We start from the raw sequence: 17,838 nt of genomic DNA on the forward strand, positions 1-17,838 counted from the left end.
TCGATACGTGTCAAGAAACACACCGTGCCGGCAGATGCTCAAGCTGACTTCGGCGCCTTGGGCAAGGTGAAGAAAAACGTCGCGCCTTTTCCGGGCGCCGACTCGGTCCAGAGCCGGCCCCCATGCCTTTTGACAACCCGGCTGACGGTGGCCAGCCCGATGCCGGTGCCCGGAAACTCCGCGGCGGCATGCAGGCGTTGAAAAGGCACGAAGAGCTTGTCGGCATAAGCCATGTCAAAACCGGCACCGTTGTCGCGCACAAAAAATTCGGGCAGGCCGGCCGCATCAAGCTGGCGGCCCACGGTGATTTCAGTGACCGGCTGCTGGGCGCTGAACTTCCAGGCGTTGCCCAGCAGGTTTTCCATCACCACGCGCACCAGCCGGCTGTCGCCGTGCGCCTTCAGGCCTTTTTCGATGTGCACAACGGCCTTGCGCTCGGGCTGGCGCACCTGCCATTCGTCAAGAATGTTGCGGGCCAGGGCCGACAGGTCGACCGTCTCCTTGTGGGCCAGCGGTGCGCGCGACACCTGCGCCAGCGACAGCAGGTCTTCAATCAGCTGCCCCATCTGCGCCACACCGGCCTGGATGCGCGCCAAATAGTGCCCGACCTTTTCACCCGGGCTGCCTTCCAGCCGGCCGTGCAGCTGCTTGGCCAGCAGGCGGCTGAAGCCGTCGACGGTATTGAGCGGCGAGCGCAGGTCGTGCGAGACCGAATAGGAGAACGCTTCGAGCTCCTGGTTGGACAGGCGCAAGGCCGCTTCAATGGCCTTGACCTCGGTGATGTCGGCATCGATGCCCACCCAGAAGGCCACGCCGCCGTGTTCGTCCAGCACCGGCGATGCGCGGTAAGACATGGTGTGGCAGCTGCCGTCTTTGGCCAGCAAGCGCCGTATGCCGGCATAGGGTGCGTGGTTGGCGACGGCTTCTTTCCATCGCTCATGCACTTCGGGCAGGTCGTCCGGGTGGATGGCGGCATACCAGCCGTTGCCGGCCCAGTCGGCGAACTCGCCGCCCATCAGATCAAACCAGGCGCGGTTGAAGTAGGTGGCCGCGCCGCTGGGGCTGCTGGTCCAGACCACCTGGGGCGCCTGTTCGGCCAGGGCCTGGAACAAGGCCTGCTGGCGCTCAAGCTCCAGCGTCCGCTCGGCGACCTTGTGCTCCAGCCCAGTGTTGAGTTCGTTGACCTCTTCCAGCAGGCGGGCGTTTTCAATGGCGATGGAGGCGAGCTGGGCCAGCTCCAGCGCGACGTATTCGTCCTGCTGGGTGAATTCGCCTTCGTACTTGTCGGACAGCTGCATCACACCGATGTTTTTCCCGTCGCGCCCCGTCAGCGGCACGGCCAGCCAGCCCCGCATCACCAGGTGTTTGCCGGCATAACTGCCGGAGCCGTTCCAGCGCGGGTGGGCTTCGAGCTCGGCCTGCGTCATGCGCATGGAGCGGTTGGCCTGGCAAACCAGCGCGTAAATACCGGTGCCGTCAGGCGGCTCGATCAGGTCGCGATAGTTGGCGTATTTGTCGGACAGCGACAGCGCATGGCTGGCCTGTGCCCAGTCGCCGCCCACCGTGAGGCTGACGATGGACTGGTGCGCACCCACCACGCCCCGGGCCTGCTCGGCCACTTCGTGCATGGTGCCTTCCAGCGTCTGGTGCCAGGTGATGGCCTGGGCCGCGTCGGCCGCGCGCTGCAGGGTGAACAGGTGCTCCTGCACGTCGCGTTCGGCCTTGAGCTGCGCCGTGATGTCCAGCGACACCACAAAACGCGCGGGCTTGCCGGCGTACTGGATGGGCCGGGACATCACGTTGACGGAGAACAGCGAACCGTCCTTCCTCTTGTGCTGCCACGAGCCCCGCCGCTCGGCCGAGTCGTCCTCCAACTGGCGCGTCAGGCGTGGATGCTCGAACTCCGGCCGGATATCGAACAGCGTCATCGACAGGAACTCGTCGCTGGAGTAACCATAGCTGTCGATGGCGGCCTTGTTGACATTGAGGAAGCGGGTGGTGGCGACGTCAAACACCCACATCGGCACAGGCGCCATTTCAAACAGGGCCGCATAACGCTGCTCGCTTTGCACCAGCGCCTGTTCGGCCAGCTTGCGCTGCGTGATGTCGCGCTCCACCGCCACCCAGTGGGTGAACCAGCCCTTGGCGTCGGCGATCGGCACGATGTCGAGCTCGAGCCAGAATTCTTCGCCGGCCTTGGTGTAGTTGATGAGTTCGGCGCGCACCGGCTGCCACTTTTGCAGCGCTTCGCGGATGCGGTCAAGCTCGGCCCGCTGCGTTTTCGGGCCCTGCAGAAATCGCGGCGACTGGCCCATCACCTCTTGCCGGGTGTAGCCGGTGCGGCGCTCGAAGGCGCCGTTGATGAAAACGATGCGGGGGCCCGGCTCGTCAAAGGGTTCGGCTTCGGTGATGAGCACGATGTCGTTCAGCCGGCCCACGGCTGTTTCCAGCAGGCGCAGATGTGCCTGCGCTTCATGCTGCTCGGTGACGTCCTGCAGCACACCGACGAGTTTGACGTGCTTGCCGCTTTCGTGCAGCGCCTGGCCCTGCACGCGTACCCAGATGCGGCGGCCGGCGGCGGTGATGAGCGGCAGCTCCAGGTCCCAGGGCGTGCCTTCGCTGAAAGCGGCTTCCACCGCCGCCTTGATCGTCTGCCGGGCATCGGGCGGAAAAAAGTTGAAAGCCTCGTTGAGCTTGAGCGGCGTTCCGGGCTTGAGGTCGTGGATGCGGTAAATCTCTTCGGACCAATAGGGCTCCACGGCGTCGGCCGCCAGTTCCCAGCCGCCGATTCTTGCGAGCGCGCCGGTGCGGTTGAGCAGCTCGGTGCTGCGGGCAATGGCCAGCTCGGCATATTTGCGGTCGGTGATCTCCTGCAGCACGCCGGAGCGGCGGCGGCGCACCTGGCCGTCGCTGCCTTCCTGGCTTTCCATCGCCCGGCCGTAGAGGTGAATCCAGCGTATCTCGCCGGCCGCGGTGACGATGCGAAATTCCGTGTCCAGCGGCTGGCCGGACTGCACGGCCACATCGCGCCGGGCGATAAAGCCCTCGCGGTCGGCGGGATGGATCAGGCCCACAAAGCCTTCGCGGCTTCTGTCAAAGCTTTCCGCGTCGACGCCGAGCACATCGTAGATTTCATCAGACCACCAGGTGTGGTGGGTGTCCAGGTCCAGCTGCCAGTAGCCGATGCGGCCCAGGCGCTGGGCGTCCTGCAGCTTGCGCTGTATGGCCTCGCTGTTGGCCAGTTCGCCCTCCAGCGCGTTGCGGTGTTTTTGCAGCGACTCGGCCATGCGGTTGAGGCCGGTGGCGATGCGGGCGAACTCGCCGTGATCGTCCGCATCGCCTGCCGGGATGCGCACGTCCAGCCGCCCGTCCTGGATCTGCTTGGTCGCCTCCAGGATGTTGCGGGTGGGAACCACGATGGCCCGCCCGCCTATCAGCCAGGCCAGCAGGCCGCCAAGAAATGTCAGGAGGGCCAACACGGCCAGCTCGACCGCCAGCTGCCGCCGGGTTCCGCCGACGACCAGGTTGTGGTCCAGGCTGACGGCCACAAAAAACGCCTGGTGCAGGTCCGGGCTGCTGGGCATGAAGGCCCACAGCCGGCGCTGGCCTTTGGCATCCGGGCCGTCGCTGGTGCCCCGCATCATGGATTTAAGCGCGCTTTGCAGCACCGGGCTGGCGGCCTTCTGGCCGACGCGTATGGGCAGGTCGGGCTTGCCGGCCAGCAATACGCCCTGGCGGTCATGGATGCCGAGCGCCGCGCCCGGCGGCAGCTGGATTTCTATCGCCGACTTCGCCATCTCGGCCAGGTCGAGCGAGGCATAGGCCACGATGGAGACGCGGCCGTCGGCGTCCACCAGCGGCAGCGCAAAGGTGATGGAGGGCTTGCCCGAGGCGCGGCCCACGATGTATTCACCAATCACCAGCGTGCGGTGCGCCATGGCCTCGCGGAAGTAGGCGCGGTCGCCCAGGTAGCCCAGCGGGGGGCGGTCGACACCGCTGCAAATCGACTGGCCCTGGGCGTTGATGACGCCCAGGTTGGCGTAGAGCGGAAACTCCCGGATCATCTCGGCCAGGTAGCGGTCGCAGCGGACTCTGTCGCCCTTGCGCAGGTCGGGCGCATGGACGATGGCGGTGAGCAGCTGGCGCGCCGTCTCGGCCAGGCGCTGCTGGCTGGAGGCGGCGAGGGAGGCGGCGAATTGCAGGTCGGTGTTGGCACGCTCGACCGCGTCACTGGCGTTGTAGACCGCCTTGATGAGCGAGAGGCCGAAGAGCGGAACAATGGCCGCCAGCACCAGGATGACAAGGCGGGTCCGCAGCGTGATGTGAACCTTCATCGCATCCGTCTTTCAAAGACTGTCTGGTGATGTGGAACTCCCGCTGGCATCGCAGGCCGTGAATCAGGGAGTCGCGATGGATTCGTTGACGCCCAGCCAGTACGCCTGAAGCCGGTTGAGCTTTTCGGTCAGGTCGCCGAAATCCACCGGCTTGCGCACAAAACCGTTGGCGCCGTTCTGGTAGCAGGCCACGATGTCCGAGCGCTCGCTCGAAGAAGTGAGCATGACCACCGGCACCAGCGCCGTCAAGGGGTTGCTGCGCACGCTGCGCAGCACGTCCAGCCCCGACAGCTTGGGCAGCTTCATGTCGAGCAGCAAAAAAGCCGGCTGCCTTTGCGTATCGCGGCCGGCATGGGCGCCACGGCCGAAAAGGAATTCAAGCGCCTCGACGCCATCGCGGGCGACCGCGATCTCGGCGGTCACGCCGTGCTCTTCCAGCGTCAGCACGGTCAGCTCCAGGTGGTCGGGATTGTCTTCAACGATCAATATCAGCTTGTTGTCGTTCATGGTCGCTCTTTGGATGCGGTCTCTTTGGAATGCGGAACAGGATGCGGCATCAATTACCTGTATTACCTGTCGGTTTTAATAATTTTGTTGGTTTTGTCATATTACCAAGTAACACCGGCTTGTACTACGCGGTAAAACTTGGGGGCCCGGTGATTTGGGGTCTTCCTGCACACCACACACGCCGCGCACGCCGCACCCGTTGCGCATGGCATACGGTGGGAACGGGTGGAGGGGCAAGCAGGGTTAGCGCCTGCTTCGCGAAATGACGCGATGGATGACTGCGCGGCGCCTACTGGCGCTTACCGGCGATTACTGGCATTTACCAGCGTGGAATCGCCTCATCCTTGAGCTGGCCGCGCAGCTCGGCGTAATCGGGCACCACCGTGCGCACGGTGTCCCAAAACCGCGGGCTGTGGTCCATCACACGCAGATGGCTCAGCTCGTGCACCACCACATAGTCGATGACCGACTGCTTGAAGTGGATCAGCCGCCAGTTCAGCCGGATGGAGCCGTCCGCGCTGGCGCTACCCCAGCGCGTGCCGGCGCTGGAGAGGCTGAGCTTTTGCCAGGTCACGCCCAGCTGCGGCGCAAAGTGGTTCAGGCGCTCAATGAACACGCGCTTGGCCTGGCGCATCAGCCAGGCCTGCACGGCGTCGCGGATCTGCTCGGGCGAGGCGTTTTGCGGCAGACCCACATGCAGCGTGAGCTGCGCCACGCCGGGCAGCGTGCCGGTGTCTGCATCAGCCTGGCCTTGCAGCAGCACCTCGGCCGCGCGGGTTTTGAGCTCGGCGCCGACGCCGCCGAAAGCATGGCGCGGGTCAATCACCACAATCACCTGCTCGCCCAGGAAGGGCAGCGTGGTGCCGTCCTTCCAGTCAATGCGCGCGGACTCCATGCGCTCATGGCGCTCGCGGGTTTCCTGCAGCTTGGCGAGAATCCACGCGGACTTTTCGAGCACGGCCTTGTCGATTTCATACAGCGGCACCCATTTGGGCGCGCTCACCGTGAGGCCGTCGGCGCCGGCGGAAAAGCCGATGGTCTTGCGTTTGCTGCGGCGGAATTCATAGGCGACCAGGATGCCGTCCAGCACCGTCTCGCGTGTGGCGCGCGGGTGGCGGAAGGTGGCTGGCGCCAGGGCTTGCTGCAGGGTTTGGGCCGGGAGCTGCGGGCCGATGAATTCGGCCTCTGCTATTTTTTCAACGGCCGGCTGCGGGCGTGCTGCGGGGGGTTCAGGCCGTTTTGGCTTGGGTTTTCGGGCTTTGGGGCCGGCGGCTTTGGGCGGCGGCGCAGGCGCGGTATCAAACAGGTCGAGCGTGAACTGAAGAAGCCGTTGCATCATGGCAGTTTAGCGCGGTGCTATGGGCAGGCTTGCCGCTCAGGTATTGGGCGCGGCGGCCGTTTCACTGGTCTGGCCCACATAGGCCTCGGGGTCCAGCCGGCGCATTTCGCTTTCGATCCAGTCCTCGACCTCACGCATGAGTTCATCTGGCTGGCGGCCAACGCTCTCAATCGGTTTGCCGATGGAGATGTCGACCACACCTGGCGTTTTGATAAAGGCCTTGCGCGGCCAGCATTTGGCCGAGGTCACCGCAATCGGGATCACCGGCGCGCCGGTTTCAATCGCCAGGCGTGTGCCGCCGGATTTGTAGACACCCTTCTGGCCGCGCGGAATGCGCGTGCCTTCAGGGAACATGATGACCCAGGTGCCTTCGGCCATCAGGCGCTTGCCCTGCGCCACCACTTTGCTGAAGGCCTGCGCACGCTGGCTGCGGTCGATGTGGATCATGTCCATGCGGGCCATCGCCCAGCCGAAAAACGGCACGTAGAGCAGTTCTTTCTTGAAGACATAGGCCAGCGGATGCGGCATCAGCGTGGGCATGCAAAAGGTTTCCCAGGTGCTCTGGTGCTTGACCAGCAGCACGGCGGCGCTGGTCTTGCCGGTGGGCAGGTTTTCCATACCGGTGACGCGGTTCTTGATGCCCAGCAAAAAGGTGCCGCCGCTGACCGCCACGCGCAGCCAGCCCGCGCACATCCAGTACATGGTGGTGCTGCTGACAAAAATCGAGGCAATGATCACAAAGATGGCCCACGGGATCACCGTGACGGCCATCCAGAGAAGGTGCAGGACGGAACGGATAAAAGGCATGAGGAGGATTCCGGCTGTCTGGAAAATCAATAAAGGGGGCGAAGTGCGGGTGTTCTGCGGGCCGGCTTTAAGGGCATTTCAGGCTGCAGCCCAGGTGTGGCGGGCGTAAGCCGCTCTCATTTTTATATCGCCACCGCCAGCGGCTTTGCCGCGCGCTGCAAGATGAAATCGGCAAAAGCCGCCAGGTCCTTGTGCACCGTGGTGCCGGCCGGCAGGCCATCGGGTTGGCCTTTGGCCGACTTGCCCGTCAGCACCAGGTGCGGCTCACAGCCGGCCGCGGCGCCCGCCTGCAGGTCGCGCAGCGAATCGCCGGCCGTGGGCACACCCTTGAGCGGCACACCAAAGCGCGCGCCGATCTGCTCAAACAGGCCCGGCAGGGGCTTGCGGCAGTTGCAGCTTTCTTCGGGGCTGTGCGGGCAATAAAACACCGCATCCACCCGGCCGCCTATGGCCGCCAGCATCTTGTGCATCTTGGCGTGCATCGCGTTAAGCGACGCCACATCAAACAGGCCCCGCCCCAAACCCGACTGGTTGGAAGCGATGACCACATGCCAGCCCGCATGGTTGAGCCGGGCGATCGCCTCCAGCGAACCAGGCAGCGGCAACCATTCGTCCGGCGTCTTGACGAAGTCGTCGCTGTCGCTGTTGATGGTGCCGTCGCGGTCGAGGATGACGAGTTTCACGGTGTGGGCCCTGGCTGAGACTGTTAGCTTACGCCGCCAGCTTGGACAAGTCAGCTACGCGGTTCATGGCCTGGTGCAGCGCCGTCAGCAGACCGAGGCGTTTAGCACGCAGCGTAGCGTCTTCGGCATTCACCATCACGCCTTCAAAGAATGCGTCCACCGGTAGCCGCAGGCCTGCCAAGGTCTGGAGCGAACCTGTGTAATTACCCTCCTCGAACTGCTTGTCAGCCTTAGGCTGCAATGTCTGCATGGCTTGATAAAGCGCCAACTCGGCAGCTTCCGGCAACAAATGCAGATCGACCTGCGAGGGCTTGTCGGACGACTTCTTAAGAATATTACCGATGCGCTTATTCGCTGCAGCGAGAGCTGCGGCCTCAGGAAGCGCAGCAAAAGTACGCACAGCCGCGAGGCGCTTGGTCACATCACCCAGACGCTGAGGCCTGAGCGCCAACACGGCATCAACCTCTTGCGCGCTATAGCCCTGCTCGCGCAGGGAGCCGGCGAGGCGATCGTAAATGAAATCTGCCAGCTGCTCGGGCATCGTCGCTAGTAGGCTGTGCACGTTCTGAGCCTCCGCGCTCAACCACGCAGCTTCTGCCGCGGAGATGAGTTCACGAACTCCAATAGGTAAGTCGCGCTCAACCAAGATGCGAATTACCCCGAGCGCTTGGCGACGAAGTGCGTAAGGATCTTTGTCGCCTGTCGGTAGTTGCCCTATACCGAACATATCGACAAGCGTGACCATCTTGTCGGCCAATGCGACAACGGTACCCACAAGATGGCGGGGCAAGCTATCTCCAGAGAACCGAGGCTTGTAGTGATCTTCAATCGCATCGGCAACATCTGCTGACAGCGAATCGGAAAGCGCGTAATACCGGCCCATCACGCCTTGGAGCTCAGGAAACTCACCAACCATATCAGTGGTCAAGTCGGCTTTGCTAAGCGTCGCCGCCTGAACAACTAACGGAACAATTGCGGGGTTCAACCGCCCGGCCAAAGTTGCCGCGACCCACCGAACACGACCTATCCGCTGCAGCTGTGTGCCGAGTTTGTTGTGATACACCACCTTGCCCAGGCTTTCAACGCGAGATTCCAGCGCTTTCTTGCGGTCCTGGTCAAAGAAGAATTTCGCATCGGCCAGGCGCGGGCGCACCACGCGTTCGTTGCCGCCGATCACGGCGCTGGCATCAGTGGGGCTGATGTTGCTGACGACCAAAAACTTGTTGGTGAGCTTGCCAGAGGCATCGAGCAACGGAAAGTATTTCTGGTTGGCCTTCATCGTGAGGATGAGGCACTCCTGCGGCACGCCGAGGAATTCTTTTTCAAACTCGCAGACCAGCACATTGGGGCGCTCGACCAGCGCGGTCACTTCGTCGAGCAGCGCGTCGTCGTCAATCGCCTTGACGCCGCCGCCGACCTTGGCTGCAGCTGCCGCCAACTGCTTGACGATTTCGGCCTTACGCGCGGCAAAGCTGGCGATCACGGCGCCGTCTTTTTGCAGCGCGGCGGCGTAGCTGTCTGCGTCTTTCAGCACCACCGGATCGACCGAAGCTTCAAAGCGATGGCCGTGCGTGCTGTTGCCAGCCTTCAGGCCCAGCGCCTCGATGGCCACCACGCTGCTGCCGTGCAGCGCGACCAGGCCGTGGGCCGGGCGCACAAACTTCACATCGCTCCAGCCATCGGCCAGCTGGTAAGTCATGCGCTTGTCGATAGGCAGCTTGGCAATGGCTTCGAGCACGGCTTTCTGCAAACCCTCCACCAGCGTCGCACCTTTGACGGTGCTGTCGTAAAACAAGACCTCAGCCTTGCCGTCGGGTGCGCGCTTGAGTCCGGCGACGGCCGATGCATCAGCGCCCAGCGCCTGCAATTTTTTCAGCAAAGCGGGCGTAGCATTGCCCGAAGCATCCAGCCCCACGGCCACCGGCATGAGCTTTTGCGAAACGGCCTTGTCGGCGGCATCGGCAGCCACGGCCGTGACATGCGCGGCAAGGCGGCGCGGCGAGGCAAATGCGGTGAGCACCGAATCAGCGGCTGTCAGGCCCTGGGCTTTGAGCTGCTCGAACAGCACGCCGGCAAAGGCGTCGCCCAGTTTTTTAAGCGCCTTGGGCGGCAGCTCTTCAACAAACAGTTCAACAAGAAGGTTTTGGGTCGTCATCGTCATCGCTCTCACGCAGCCTTCTTCGTCGTCGGAGTCATTTGTTCAACCCATTCACGCGGCGCCATCGGGAAGCCCAGACGCTCGCGGCTTTCGTAATAGCTTTGCGCCACGGCGCGGGCCAGGTTGCGGATGCGGCCTATGTAGGCGGCGCGTTCGGTCACGCTGATGGCGCCGCGGGCGTCCAGCAGGTTAAAGCTGTGTGCGGCTTTGAGCACCTGCTCGTAGGCCGGCAGGGCCAGTTGCACGTCGATGAGGTGCTTGGCCTGCTTTTCATGCGCGGTGAAGGCGGTGAACAAAAAGTCGGCGTCGCTGTGCTCGAAGTTATAGGTGGACTGCTCGACCTCGTTTTGTTTGTAGACGTCGCCGTAGCTGAGCTTTGAACCGTCGGGGCCTTCGGTCCAGGTCAGGTTGTAGACGTTGTCCACGCCTTGCAAATACATGGCCAGGCGTTCCAGGCCGTAGGTGATTTCGCCGGTGGCGGGTTTGCAATCAATGCCGCCAACCTGCTGGAAGTAGGTGAACTGCGTGACTTCCATGCCGTTGAGCCAGACTTCCCAGCCCAGGCCCCAGGCGCCCAGCGTGGGGTTTTCCCAATCGTCTTCGACAAAACGGATGTCGTTTTTCTTCAGGTCAAAGCCCAGAGCCTCAAGCGAGCCGAGGTAGAGCTCCAGGATGTTGGCGGGTGCGGGTTTTAGCACCACCTGGTATTGGTAGTAGTGCTGCAGGCGGTTGGGGTTCTCGCCGTAGCGGCCGTCTTTGGGGCGGCGGCTGGGCTGCACATAGGCGGCTTTCCAGGGCTCAGGGCCCAGGGCGCGCAGGAAGGTGGCGGTGTGCGAGGTGCCGGCGCCGACTTCCATGTCGTAAGGCTGCAAAAGGGCGCAGCCTTGCTTGTCCCAGTAGGACTGCAGCGTCAGGATGATTTGCTGGAAAGTGAGCATAGGAATGGGTTCAGGACAAAAGCGCGGCGCCTGTTGGGGCGCCGGAGGGGCTTGGTCGCACCGGCAGCGGCGCGAAACCGTTCATTTTACGCGGCGGCGGCGCGCAGGCGCTGGGGCGGCCGTGGGCACCGCCGCGTCGGGCGGCACGTACCAGGCCGGCGCGGCCTTGAAGGCCTCGACCAGGAAATCCACCATCACACGCACCTTGGCGCTCAGGTGGCGGCGGCTGGGATAGACCGCCAGCACGTCAATGTCGGGCATGCGGTAGCCGGGCAGCAAGGGCACGAGGCGGCCTTCGCGCAGGTCTTCACCGATCAGGAAAGCCGGCTGCCAGATGACGCCCTGCCCGGCCAGCGCCGCTTCACGCGCCGTATCGCCGTTGTTGGCATGCATGACGTAGTTGACTTTGACCACGTGCGAATGCGCTTCTTCGTCCACAAAATGCCATTCATTGGCGGTGGCCGCATAGGTGTAGCCCAGGCAGCGGTGCACCGCCAGGTCGGCCGGCACCTGGGGCGTACCGTGCTTCTTGAGGTAGGCAGGCGCAGCGCAGACGATGTTGCGGGAGGTGGCCAGCTTGCGCGCCGCATGGGTGGCCGGGCCGGTACGTGAGATGCGAATGGCCAGGTCGTAACCCTCTTCCACGATGTCGACCACGCGGTCGCTGAGGGCGATGTCGAGCTCCACGTCTGGATAGGCTTGCATGAAGCGCGGCCACAGCGGCGCGAGCTGGCGTATACCGAAGCTCACGGGCGCGTTGATGCGCAGGCGCCCGCGCGGCTGCAGCGTGGCTGACGAGGCCAGCGCTTCGGCGTCGGCCACTTCTTCGAGGATGGACTTGCTGCGCTCATAAAGCGCCTCACCGCTTTCGGTGAGCGAGAGCTTGCGCGAGCTGCGGTTGAGCAGGCGCGTGCCGAGGTGGGCTTCCAGCTCGTTGATGTAGCGGGTGACGTTGGCCGGCGAGGTGTCCAGCGCATCGGCCGCGCGCGTGAAACTGCCGCGGCCCACCACGGTGGCAAACACTTCAAAGGCTCGTAAACGGTCCATGGCGGCTTCCCCGGTTTTTAGTATTCATAAAAGCTGAACGATTAAAACACTTTCTAGCACTTCTTCCAATAGAACATGAATCGTACATTGGACTCATCGACAGGCCAGAAGGCCCGCCGAAACAGGAAACCCCTCATTAACGACACAAGGAAACTGACATGACTACCACCCCTACCTTCACCCTCCGTTTTGCCAACAAGACCGTGCTCGTCACGGGCGGCAACAGCGGCATCGGCCTGGCCACCGCCCTGCAATTCGCCGGGCAAGGCGCCCGCGTCGTGATCACCGGCCGCGACCAGGCCACGCTGGACCAGGCCAAAGCCCAACTGGGCGAAGGCGCCATCGCCCTGCGCAACGACGCCGGCGCCCCCGGCTCGGCCAAGGCGCTGGCCGCCGCGCTGGCAGCTGAAGGCATCACGCTGGATGCGGTGTTTATCAATGCGGGCCTCGCCAAATTCGCCCCGCTGGAAGGCGTGGACGAAGCCCTCTGGGACGACACCTTTAACGTCAATGTGAAGGGCGCCTTCTTTGCGATCCAGGCGCTGTCGCCCCTGCTGAACACGGGCGCCGCCATCATCCTGAATGGCTCGATCAACGCCCACATCGGTATGCCCAACTCCAGCGTGTATGCCGCCAGCAAGGCCGCGCTCATTTCGCTGGCCAAGACGCTGTCGGCCGAGCTGGTAGGACGCGGCATCCGCGTCAACGTGGTGAGCCCCGGCCCGGTAACCACGCCGCTGTACGGCAAGCTGGGCGTGCCCGCCGACCAGCTGGGCGCACTGGCCGCCAGCATCCAGGCGCAAATTCCGCTCAAACGCTTCGGCACGCCGGACGAAGTGGCCAGCGCCGTGGTGTACCTGTCATCGCCCGATGCGGCCTTTATCGTGGGCACCGAACTGATCGTTGACGGCGGCATGAGCCAGCTCTAAGCCGCGCCGCCTTGCCGCGCCCATGAAAAAAGGGCGATGCCGTTACCGGCATCGCCCTTTTTTCTATATGCCGAGAGGCTCAGTACTGCCAGAAAACGCGCTGCAGTTCCTTGCTGTCGAGGTTTTTGGTCAGTGCCACAGCGGCCAGGATGCGGGCCTTTTGCGGGTTCAGGTCATGCGCGACCACCCAGTCGTATTTGTCGTCTGGCTGCTCGGCGTTGCGCAGCACAAAACCTTCAGGCACACGCGAGGAACGCACAACCTGGATGCCTTTGGCGCGGACTTCCTGCAGGGCAGGCACCACGCGGTCGGCCACCGAGCCGTTGCCGGTGCCGGCGTGGATCAGGGCCTTGATCGCCGTCTTGCCCACGGCATCGACCGTGGCGCGCGGCACGTTGCCGTAACCGTAGACGATGTCGACCGGCGCGAGCGCTTCGAAGTCGTCGATGTTGAATTCAGACTGCGCGGTGTGGCGCTTCACAGGCGCGCGGAACCAGTAGTTGTTGCCTTCGACCACCATGCCCAGCGGGCCCCACTGGCTCTTGAAAGCCTCGGTCTTGATGTTGATGATCTTGGCGACGTCGCGGCCGCTTTGCAGCTCGTCGTTCATGGTGACCAGCACGCCCTTGCCGGCGGCATCTTTGCTGGCGGCCACGCTCACGGCGTTAAAGAGGTTCAGCGCGCCGTCGGCCGACAGCGCCGTGCCGGGGCGCATGGAGCCGACCACCACGATGGGCTTGCTGGTGCGGATCACGAGGTTGAGGAAGTAGGCGGTTTCTTCCAGCGTGTCGGTGCCGTGGGTGACGACGATGCCGTCCACATCGCCCTGCTTGACCAGTGCCGAGATGCGTTTGCCCAGCTTCATCAGGTTGTCGTTGGTAAAGCTTTCAGACGCGATTTGCGAGACCTGCTCGCCCTTCACGTTGGCCACATTGGCCAGCTCGGGCAGGCCGGCCAGCAGTTTGTCGACCGGCACTTTGGCGGCGGCGTAGGTTGCGCTGTTCAGGACCGAGGCGCCGGCGCCGGCGATGGTGCCGCCGGTGGCCAGGATCACGACATTGGGTTTGGCGGTTTGCGCCAGCGCGGGCGCGCCCAGCGTGGTGAGCGCCACGAAGCCGAGCCCGGCGCCGAATTTCAGAAGGGTGGATGTGAGGTGCATGCGATGTCTCCCAGGTTATGAGGAAATGGAACACCCAGACTGCAAGGCCCGGGCTGACTTATCGTAGCCACGCCACCCGTACCCGGCGATGCATAATGTAACGAGGGGTGTGAGTAAAACTCACACCCCTCAACGTATCAAGGCCCGCGAAGCACGGGCCGGAAGAGACAAGAGACATGAACCTCAGGCAACTCGAAGTCTTCCAGGCCGTCATGCAGACCGGCAACATGAGCGCCGCCGCACGGCTGATCTGCATCACGCCCTCGGCCGTCAGCAAAACCATCGCGCACACCGAGCTGCAGCTGGGCTACAAGCTGTTTACCCGCGGCAAAGGCAGCCTGGCCCCGACACCCGAGGCGCGGGTATTGTTTGAAGAGTCCGCCCTGATCCACCAGAAGCTGGACGGGCTTAAGCGCATCGCCGTCAACCTGCGGCAGGCGGCCGACGGCCAGGTGCGCCTGGCGGCCATCCCGTCGATCAGCCACGAATTTTTACCCTTGGTGCTCGAAAAGCATCTGGCGCGCCACCCGCGCGTACGCGTCGAAGTGCGCACGCTGCACCAGGACCAGATGGTGCAGGCGCTGCTCACGCGCAGCGTGGACTTCGCGCTGGGCTTTTACGAGCATCCGCACCCGCTGCTGACCAGCACCACGCTGGTGAGCGGGCCGCTCTACCTGGCCGTCACGCGCGAGATCTGGCAGCGCGCGGTGCGGGCGCGGCGGCAAAACGCCATGTCTTTCCTGGCGAGCATGCCCCTGATACGGCTGGTGGGTGAAGACCCGATGTGCCAATCGATCGACGAGCTGGCCCGCCACCTGGGCCTCACTGCCCCGGCGGTGCTGCAGGTGCAGACCTCACGGCTGGCGCTGGAGCTGGTCAAACGCGGCATGGGCTGGACGGTGGTGGACTTCCTCACCGCCAGCAACCTGGACCCGGCCACGCTGACGGCCGTGCCTTTGCATGAGTTTGCCCATGCGCCGCTGCAGATGTACTTTGCGGCCAGCACGCCGCCGGGGCAGGATGCGTTACGCATGATTGACATGCTCCCGGAGCTGCTGCACGGCGTGATGGCCGCGCCGGGGTTCTAGCGACGGCGGCGGAAGACCAGGGCCAGGACGGCAACGCCGAGCCCAAGCGCCCACAGCGGCCAGAGGCCATAGCGCGACACCCACCAGGCGTACGGCGTGATCCCGCTGCGGCCTTCGACCTCACCGATCAGCACGCCGCGGGTGTGGCGCTCCAGCGAGTGGGTGACTTTGCCGAGGTGGTCGATGATGACCGTCGCACCGGTGTTGGTGGCGCGGATCATGGGGCGGCTGAACTCAAGCGCGCGCATGCGCGAGATCTGCAAGTGCTGGTCGATGGCGACCGTGTTGCCAAACCAGGCGATGTTGCTCACGTTCACAAAAATGGTGGGCGCCAGCGCCGGGTCGATAAAGCGCGCACCCAGCTCTTCGCCAAACAAATCCTCGTAGCAGATGTTGGGCGCCAGCCGCTGGCCCTTCCATTCAAACGAGGCCTGGCCCACCGCGCCGCGGTTGAAGTCGCCCAGCGGGATGTGCATCATGTCGATGAACCAGCGAAAGCCGGGCGGCACAAACTCGCCGAAGGGCACCAGATGGTGTTTGTCAAAGCGGTAAGGTTCTTTGGAGGCCGGCTGCCCGGCCGCAGCGGGCTTGAAGCCCAGCACCGAATTGGCATAACCGGCCTGCGAACTGCCTACGGGCACGCCGATCAGCGCGGCCTGCTGGCCGGTGGCAAAGCGCGACTGCAAGGCCTGCCAGTAGCCGTCGGGCAATTGCTGCGGCAGCATGGGAATGGCGGTTTCCGGTGCCACCACCAGCGGTGTTTTGGCGTCGCGCAGTTGCTCGCCGTACCAGCGCAGCGCGGTGACCACACCGGTGCCGGTCTGGAATTTTTCGTTCTGCGGGATATTGCCCTGCAGCAGCGTGACCTGCAGCGGCTCGGCGGGCGCAGCGCCCCCCTCGGCCGGCCAGACGGCCTGCACGGGCAGGTAAGCCAGCACCACGCTGACAATCACGATCGCCAGCGCCGTCACCCACTGCATGCGCGAGGCGCGCAAGGCCATCGCCAGCCAGGCTGCGGCCAGCGCCGCGAGAAAGGTCAGCCCGTGCACGCCCACCCAGGCGGCCAGCGGGCCGGCCCAGCCATTGACGTGGGCATAACCGCCCTCGCCCCAGGGAAAGCCGGTGAAAAACTGGACCCGGGCCAGTTCGGCCAGCAGCCACAAGGAGGCAAACACCACCGCGCGCGGGAACTTGGCATAAGGCGCGACAAACACAAAAACCGCCGAAGCAGCCGCGTAATACAAGCTAAGGAAGGCCGCCAGCAGCAGCACGGCCAGCACCGTCAGCGGCGCGGCCAGGCCGCCGTAGTAATGCATGGAAATAAAGAGCCACCAGAAAGTGCCGCCCAGCATTGCCGTGCCAAACAGGCCACCCAGCCAGGCCGCGCGCCTCCAGGAACGGGAGGCGTCGATTTGCGCGGAAAAGAGGAAAAGGGACAACAGCTGCAGCCAGCCCACCGGCTGGCCTTGCGCAAAGCCGAAATCCAGGGGCCAGGCAATGCTGGCGGCATGCGCGCAACCGGCAATCAGCACGATCACGATCTGGAAGAGAGAGATGCCTTTGCGCGGCGGCGGGTTGCGCGCGTGTTCCAGCAGCGCGGGCAGGGTCGGCAGATGGGACATCATGCTGTGAATGGAGTCCCGTGCCATAGTCGCCCTCTTTTGTTTTATGTGTCGTCAAACGCCGGCGGAAACCGGCGATACCTTGAACCAGCGCACCGCACCACCCTTGGTGTGCAGCACCGTGAATTGCAGGCCGGCCAGCGCGTAGTGTTCGCCGCGCTTGGGCACATGGCCCATCTCGTGCGCGACCAGGCCGCCTATCGTATCGAAATCGGTTTCGGGCAGTGTGACACCGAAAGCCTCGTTGACACGCTCAATCGATGTGTCGCCGCTCACGCGGTAGGTATGGTCGGTCAGGCCGAAGATGTCGCCGTCGTCTTCGGCGATGTCGAACTCGTCTTCAATCTCACCCACGATTTGTTCGAGCACGTCTTCAATCGTGATCAGGCCGGCAACGCGGCCGAACTCGTCGATCACGATGGCCAGGTGGTTGCGGTTGCCGCGGAACTCGCGCAGCAGGTCGTTCAGCCCCTTGCTTTCAGGCACAAAGACGGCGGGGCGCAACAAGGCCTTGATGTTGAGCTCAGGCGCGCGCTGCAGCTTGAGCAAATCCTTGGCCATCAGGATGCCGAGGATGTTTTCTTTTTCGCCTTCGTAGACGGGGAAGCGCGAGTGGGCGGTGTCGATCACCAGGTGCAGCAACTCGTCGAAAGGCGCGTCGATGTTGATCACGTCCATGCGAGGCGCCGCCACCATGACGTCGCCGGCCGTCATGTCGGCCATGCGGATCACGCCCTCGAGCATCTCACGGCTCTGGGCGCCAATAACGTCATTGTCCTGGGCCTCCACCAGGGTCTCGATCAACTCGTCTTTCGAGTCAGGACCGGGGTGGAGCATTTCAGCCAGCTTTTGCAAAAAGCCGCGCTTGTCTTCCGGCCTGGAAGACCGACTGGGGGGAACGTCGGACACGTGATGGCGGTCGGTAGTTGTGAAGGGGGTAAGGATAGCTGAAATCTCTGACGGTTTGGGGGATGGGTTTGGGCGGGATTGGTTTTTGGGTGTTTTCGGGCTCTGGCGGGTAGGGATTGGGTTATTTGCTATTTAAGTGATAGCGGATGAGGGTTGGGGTTTTGTTTGGGGAGGGCTTTTTTTGGCCGGATCTTGCTTCGGCCTCTCGCGCTCTTTGCTGAGGGCGGCTGGCCGGGGGTTGCCCGGCGGCAACTCACTTTCTTTTGCTTCGCCAAAAGAAAGTAAGCAAAGAAAAGGCGACCCTACTGTCTGCGTCCC

Annotated in this window: 14 protein-coding genes; 2 read left to right on the plus strand and 12 right to left on the minus strand. The window is 63.7% G+C overall.

What is annotated here, in order from left to right; genetic code table 11:
* Positions 1-38 precede the first annotated feature (38 nt).
* The 8 genes from BM408_RS17375 to BM408_RS17410 all read right to left on the minus strand — a co-directional run bounded on the left by BM408_RS17375 (position 39) and on the right by BM408_RS17410 (position 11,813).
* Positions 39-4,334 (minus strand): PAS domain S-box protein, encoded by a 4,296-nt coding sequence (locus BM408_RS17375; protein WP_092131376.1) that lies wholly within the window; start codon positions 4,332-4,334, stop codon positions 39-41.
* Positions 4,335-4,397: 63 nt separating this feature from the next.
* The gene (locus BM408_RS17380) at positions 4,398-4,841 is read right to left on the minus strand and encodes a response regulator (RefSeq protein WP_092131379.1); all 444 of its coding nucleotides are present in this window, start codon (positions 4,839-4,841) and stop codon (positions 4,398-4,400) included.
* 319 nt (positions 4,842-5,160) lie between these two features.
* The gene (locus tag BM408_RS17385) at positions 5,161-6,180 is read right to left on the minus strand and encodes a M48 family metallopeptidase (protein WP_092131380.1); all 1,020 of its coding nucleotides are present in this window, start codon (positions 6,178-6,180) and stop codon (positions 5,161-5,163) included.
* A gap of 36 nt (positions 6,181-6,216) precedes the next feature.
* Entirely contained in the window at positions 6,217-6,987 is a 771-nt protein-coding gene (locus BM408_RS17390; protein ID WP_092131382.1) for a lysophospholipid acyltransferase family protein, read from the minus strand.
* A gap of 122 nt (positions 6,988-7,109) precedes the next feature.
* Positions 7,110-7,670 (minus strand): D-glycero-beta-D-manno-heptose 1,7-bisphosphate 7-phosphatase, encoded by a 561-nt coding sequence (gene gmhB, locus BM408_RS17395; RefSeq protein ID WP_092131383.1) that lies wholly within the window; start codon positions 7,668-7,670, stop codon positions 7,110-7,112.
* Between the two features lie 28 nt (positions 7,671-7,698).
* A complete protein-coding gene (glyS, locus tag BM408_RS17400; protein WP_092131385.1) occupies positions 7,699-9,831 on the minus strand; it encodes a glycine--tRNA ligase subunit beta in 2,133 nt (710 codons plus the stop codon).
* 5 nt (positions 9,832-9,836) lie between these two features.
* Positions 9,837-10,766 (minus strand): glycine--tRNA ligase subunit alpha, encoded by a 930-nt coding sequence (glyQ, locus tag BM408_RS17405; RefSeq protein WP_092131386.1) that lies wholly within the window; start codon positions 10,764-10,766, stop codon positions 9,837-9,839.
* Between the two features lie 81 nt (positions 10,767-10,847).
* Positions 10,848-11,813 (minus strand): LysR family transcriptional regulator, encoded by a 966-nt coding sequence (locus BM408_RS17410; RefSeq protein ID WP_092131388.1) that lies wholly within the window; start codon positions 11,811-11,813, stop codon positions 10,848-10,850.
* 158 nt (positions 11,814-11,971) lie between these two features.
* Between BM408_RS17410 and BM408_RS17415 the strand changes: the two genes are divergently transcribed.
* Complete coding sequence (locus tag BM408_RS17415) at positions 11,972-12,742, plus strand: SDR family oxidoreductase (protein ID WP_092131389.1); 771 nt, start codon at positions 11,972-11,974, stop codon at positions 12,740-12,742.
* A gap of 79 nt (positions 12,743-12,821) precedes the next feature.
* Here the strand turns inward: BM408_RS17415 and BM408_RS17420 are convergent, their stop codons facing one another.
* Positions 12,822-13,901: an asparaginase gene (locus tag BM408_RS17420; protein WP_092131391.1), complete on the minus strand. Its 1,080-nt coding sequence runs from the start codon at positions 13,899-13,901 to the stop codon at positions 12,822-12,824.
* A 176-nt stretch (positions 13,902-14,077) separates the two neighbouring features.
* Here BM408_RS17420 and BM408_RS17425 point away from each other — a divergent pair, with 176 nt between their 5' ends.
* A complete protein-coding gene (locus tag BM408_RS17425; protein ID WP_092131392.1) occupies positions 14,078-14,989 on the plus strand; it encodes a LysR family transcriptional regulator in 912 nt (303 codons plus the stop codon).
* Here the strand turns inward: BM408_RS17425 and lnt are convergent.
* From lnt to BM408_RS23070, 3 genes are all read right to left on the minus strand, one after another.
* On the minus strand, positions 14,986-16,638 hold the full coding sequence (gene lnt, locus BM408_RS17430) for an apolipoprotein N-acyltransferase (RefSeq protein WP_092131394.1): 1,653 nt from the start codon (positions 16,636-16,638) through the stop codon (positions 14,986-14,988). The genes BM408_RS17425 and lnt overlap by 4 nt on opposite strands.
* A 27-nt stretch (positions 16,639-16,665) precedes the next feature.
* Complete coding sequence (locus tag BM408_RS17435) at positions 16,666-17,448, minus strand: HlyC/CorC family transporter (RefSeq protein WP_007867288.1); 783 nt, start codon at positions 17,446-17,448, stop codon at positions 16,666-16,668.
* A 204-nt stretch (positions 17,449-17,652) separates the two neighbouring features.
* The coding region (locus tag BM408_RS23070; RefSeq protein ID WP_217649444.1) for a hypothetical protein at positions 17,653-17,838 on the minus strand (186 nt) is incomplete at its 5' end.

It is taken from the genome of Polaromonas sp. YR568 (assembly GCF_900116715.1).
Classification (GTDB): Bacteria; Pseudomonadota; Gammaproteobacteria; order Burkholderiales; family Burkholderiaceae_C; genus Polaromonas.

Bases quoted from the DNA above. Each gene is read 5' to 3' on its own strand.
- BM408_RS17375 (WP_092131376.1), bottom strand. From the start codon at position 4,334: ATGAAGGTTCACATCACGCTGCGGACCCGCCTTGTCATCCTGGTGCTG.
- BM408_RS17380 (WP_092131379.1), bottom strand. From the start codon at position 4,841: ATGAACGACAACAAGCTGATATTGATCGTTGAAGACAATCCCGACCAC.
- BM408_RS17385 (WP_092131380.1), bottom strand. From the start codon at position 6,180: ATGATGCAACGGCTTCTTCAGTTCACGCTCGACCTGTTTGATACCGCG.
- BM408_RS17390 (WP_092131382.1), bottom strand. From the start codon at position 6,987: ATGCCTTTTATCCGTTCCGTCCTGCACCTTCTCTGGATGGCCGTCACG.
- glyS (WP_092131385.1), bottom strand. From the start codon at position 9,831: ATGACGATGACGACCCAAAACCTTCTTGTTGAACTGTTTGTTGAAGAG.
- glyQ (WP_092131386.1), bottom strand. From the start codon at position 10,766: ATGCTCACTTTCCAGCAAATCATCCTGACGCTGCAGTCCTACTGGGAC.
- BM408_RS17410 (WP_092131388.1), bottom strand. From the start codon at position 11,813: ATGGACCGTTTACGAGCCTTTGAAGTGTTTGCCACCGTGGTGGGCCGC.
- BM408_RS17415 (WP_092131389.1), top strand. From the start codon at position 11,972: ATGACTACCACCCCTACCTTCACCCTCCGTTTTGCCAACAAGACCGTG.
- BM408_RS17420 (WP_092131391.1), bottom strand. From the start codon at position 13,901: ATGCACCTCACATCCACCCTTCTGAAATTCGGCGCCGGGCTCGGCTTC.
- BM408_RS17425 (WP_092131392.1), top strand. From the start codon at position 14,078: ATGAACCTCAGGCAACTCGAAGTCTTCCAGGCCGTCATGCAGACCGGC.
- lnt (WP_092131394.1), bottom strand. From the start codon at position 16,638: ATGGCACGGGACTCCATTCACAGCATGATGTCCCATCTGCCGACCCTG.
- BM408_RS17435 (WP_007867288.1), bottom strand. From the start codon at position 17,448: ATGCTCCACCCCGGTCCTGACTCGAAAGACGAGTTGATCGAGACCCTG.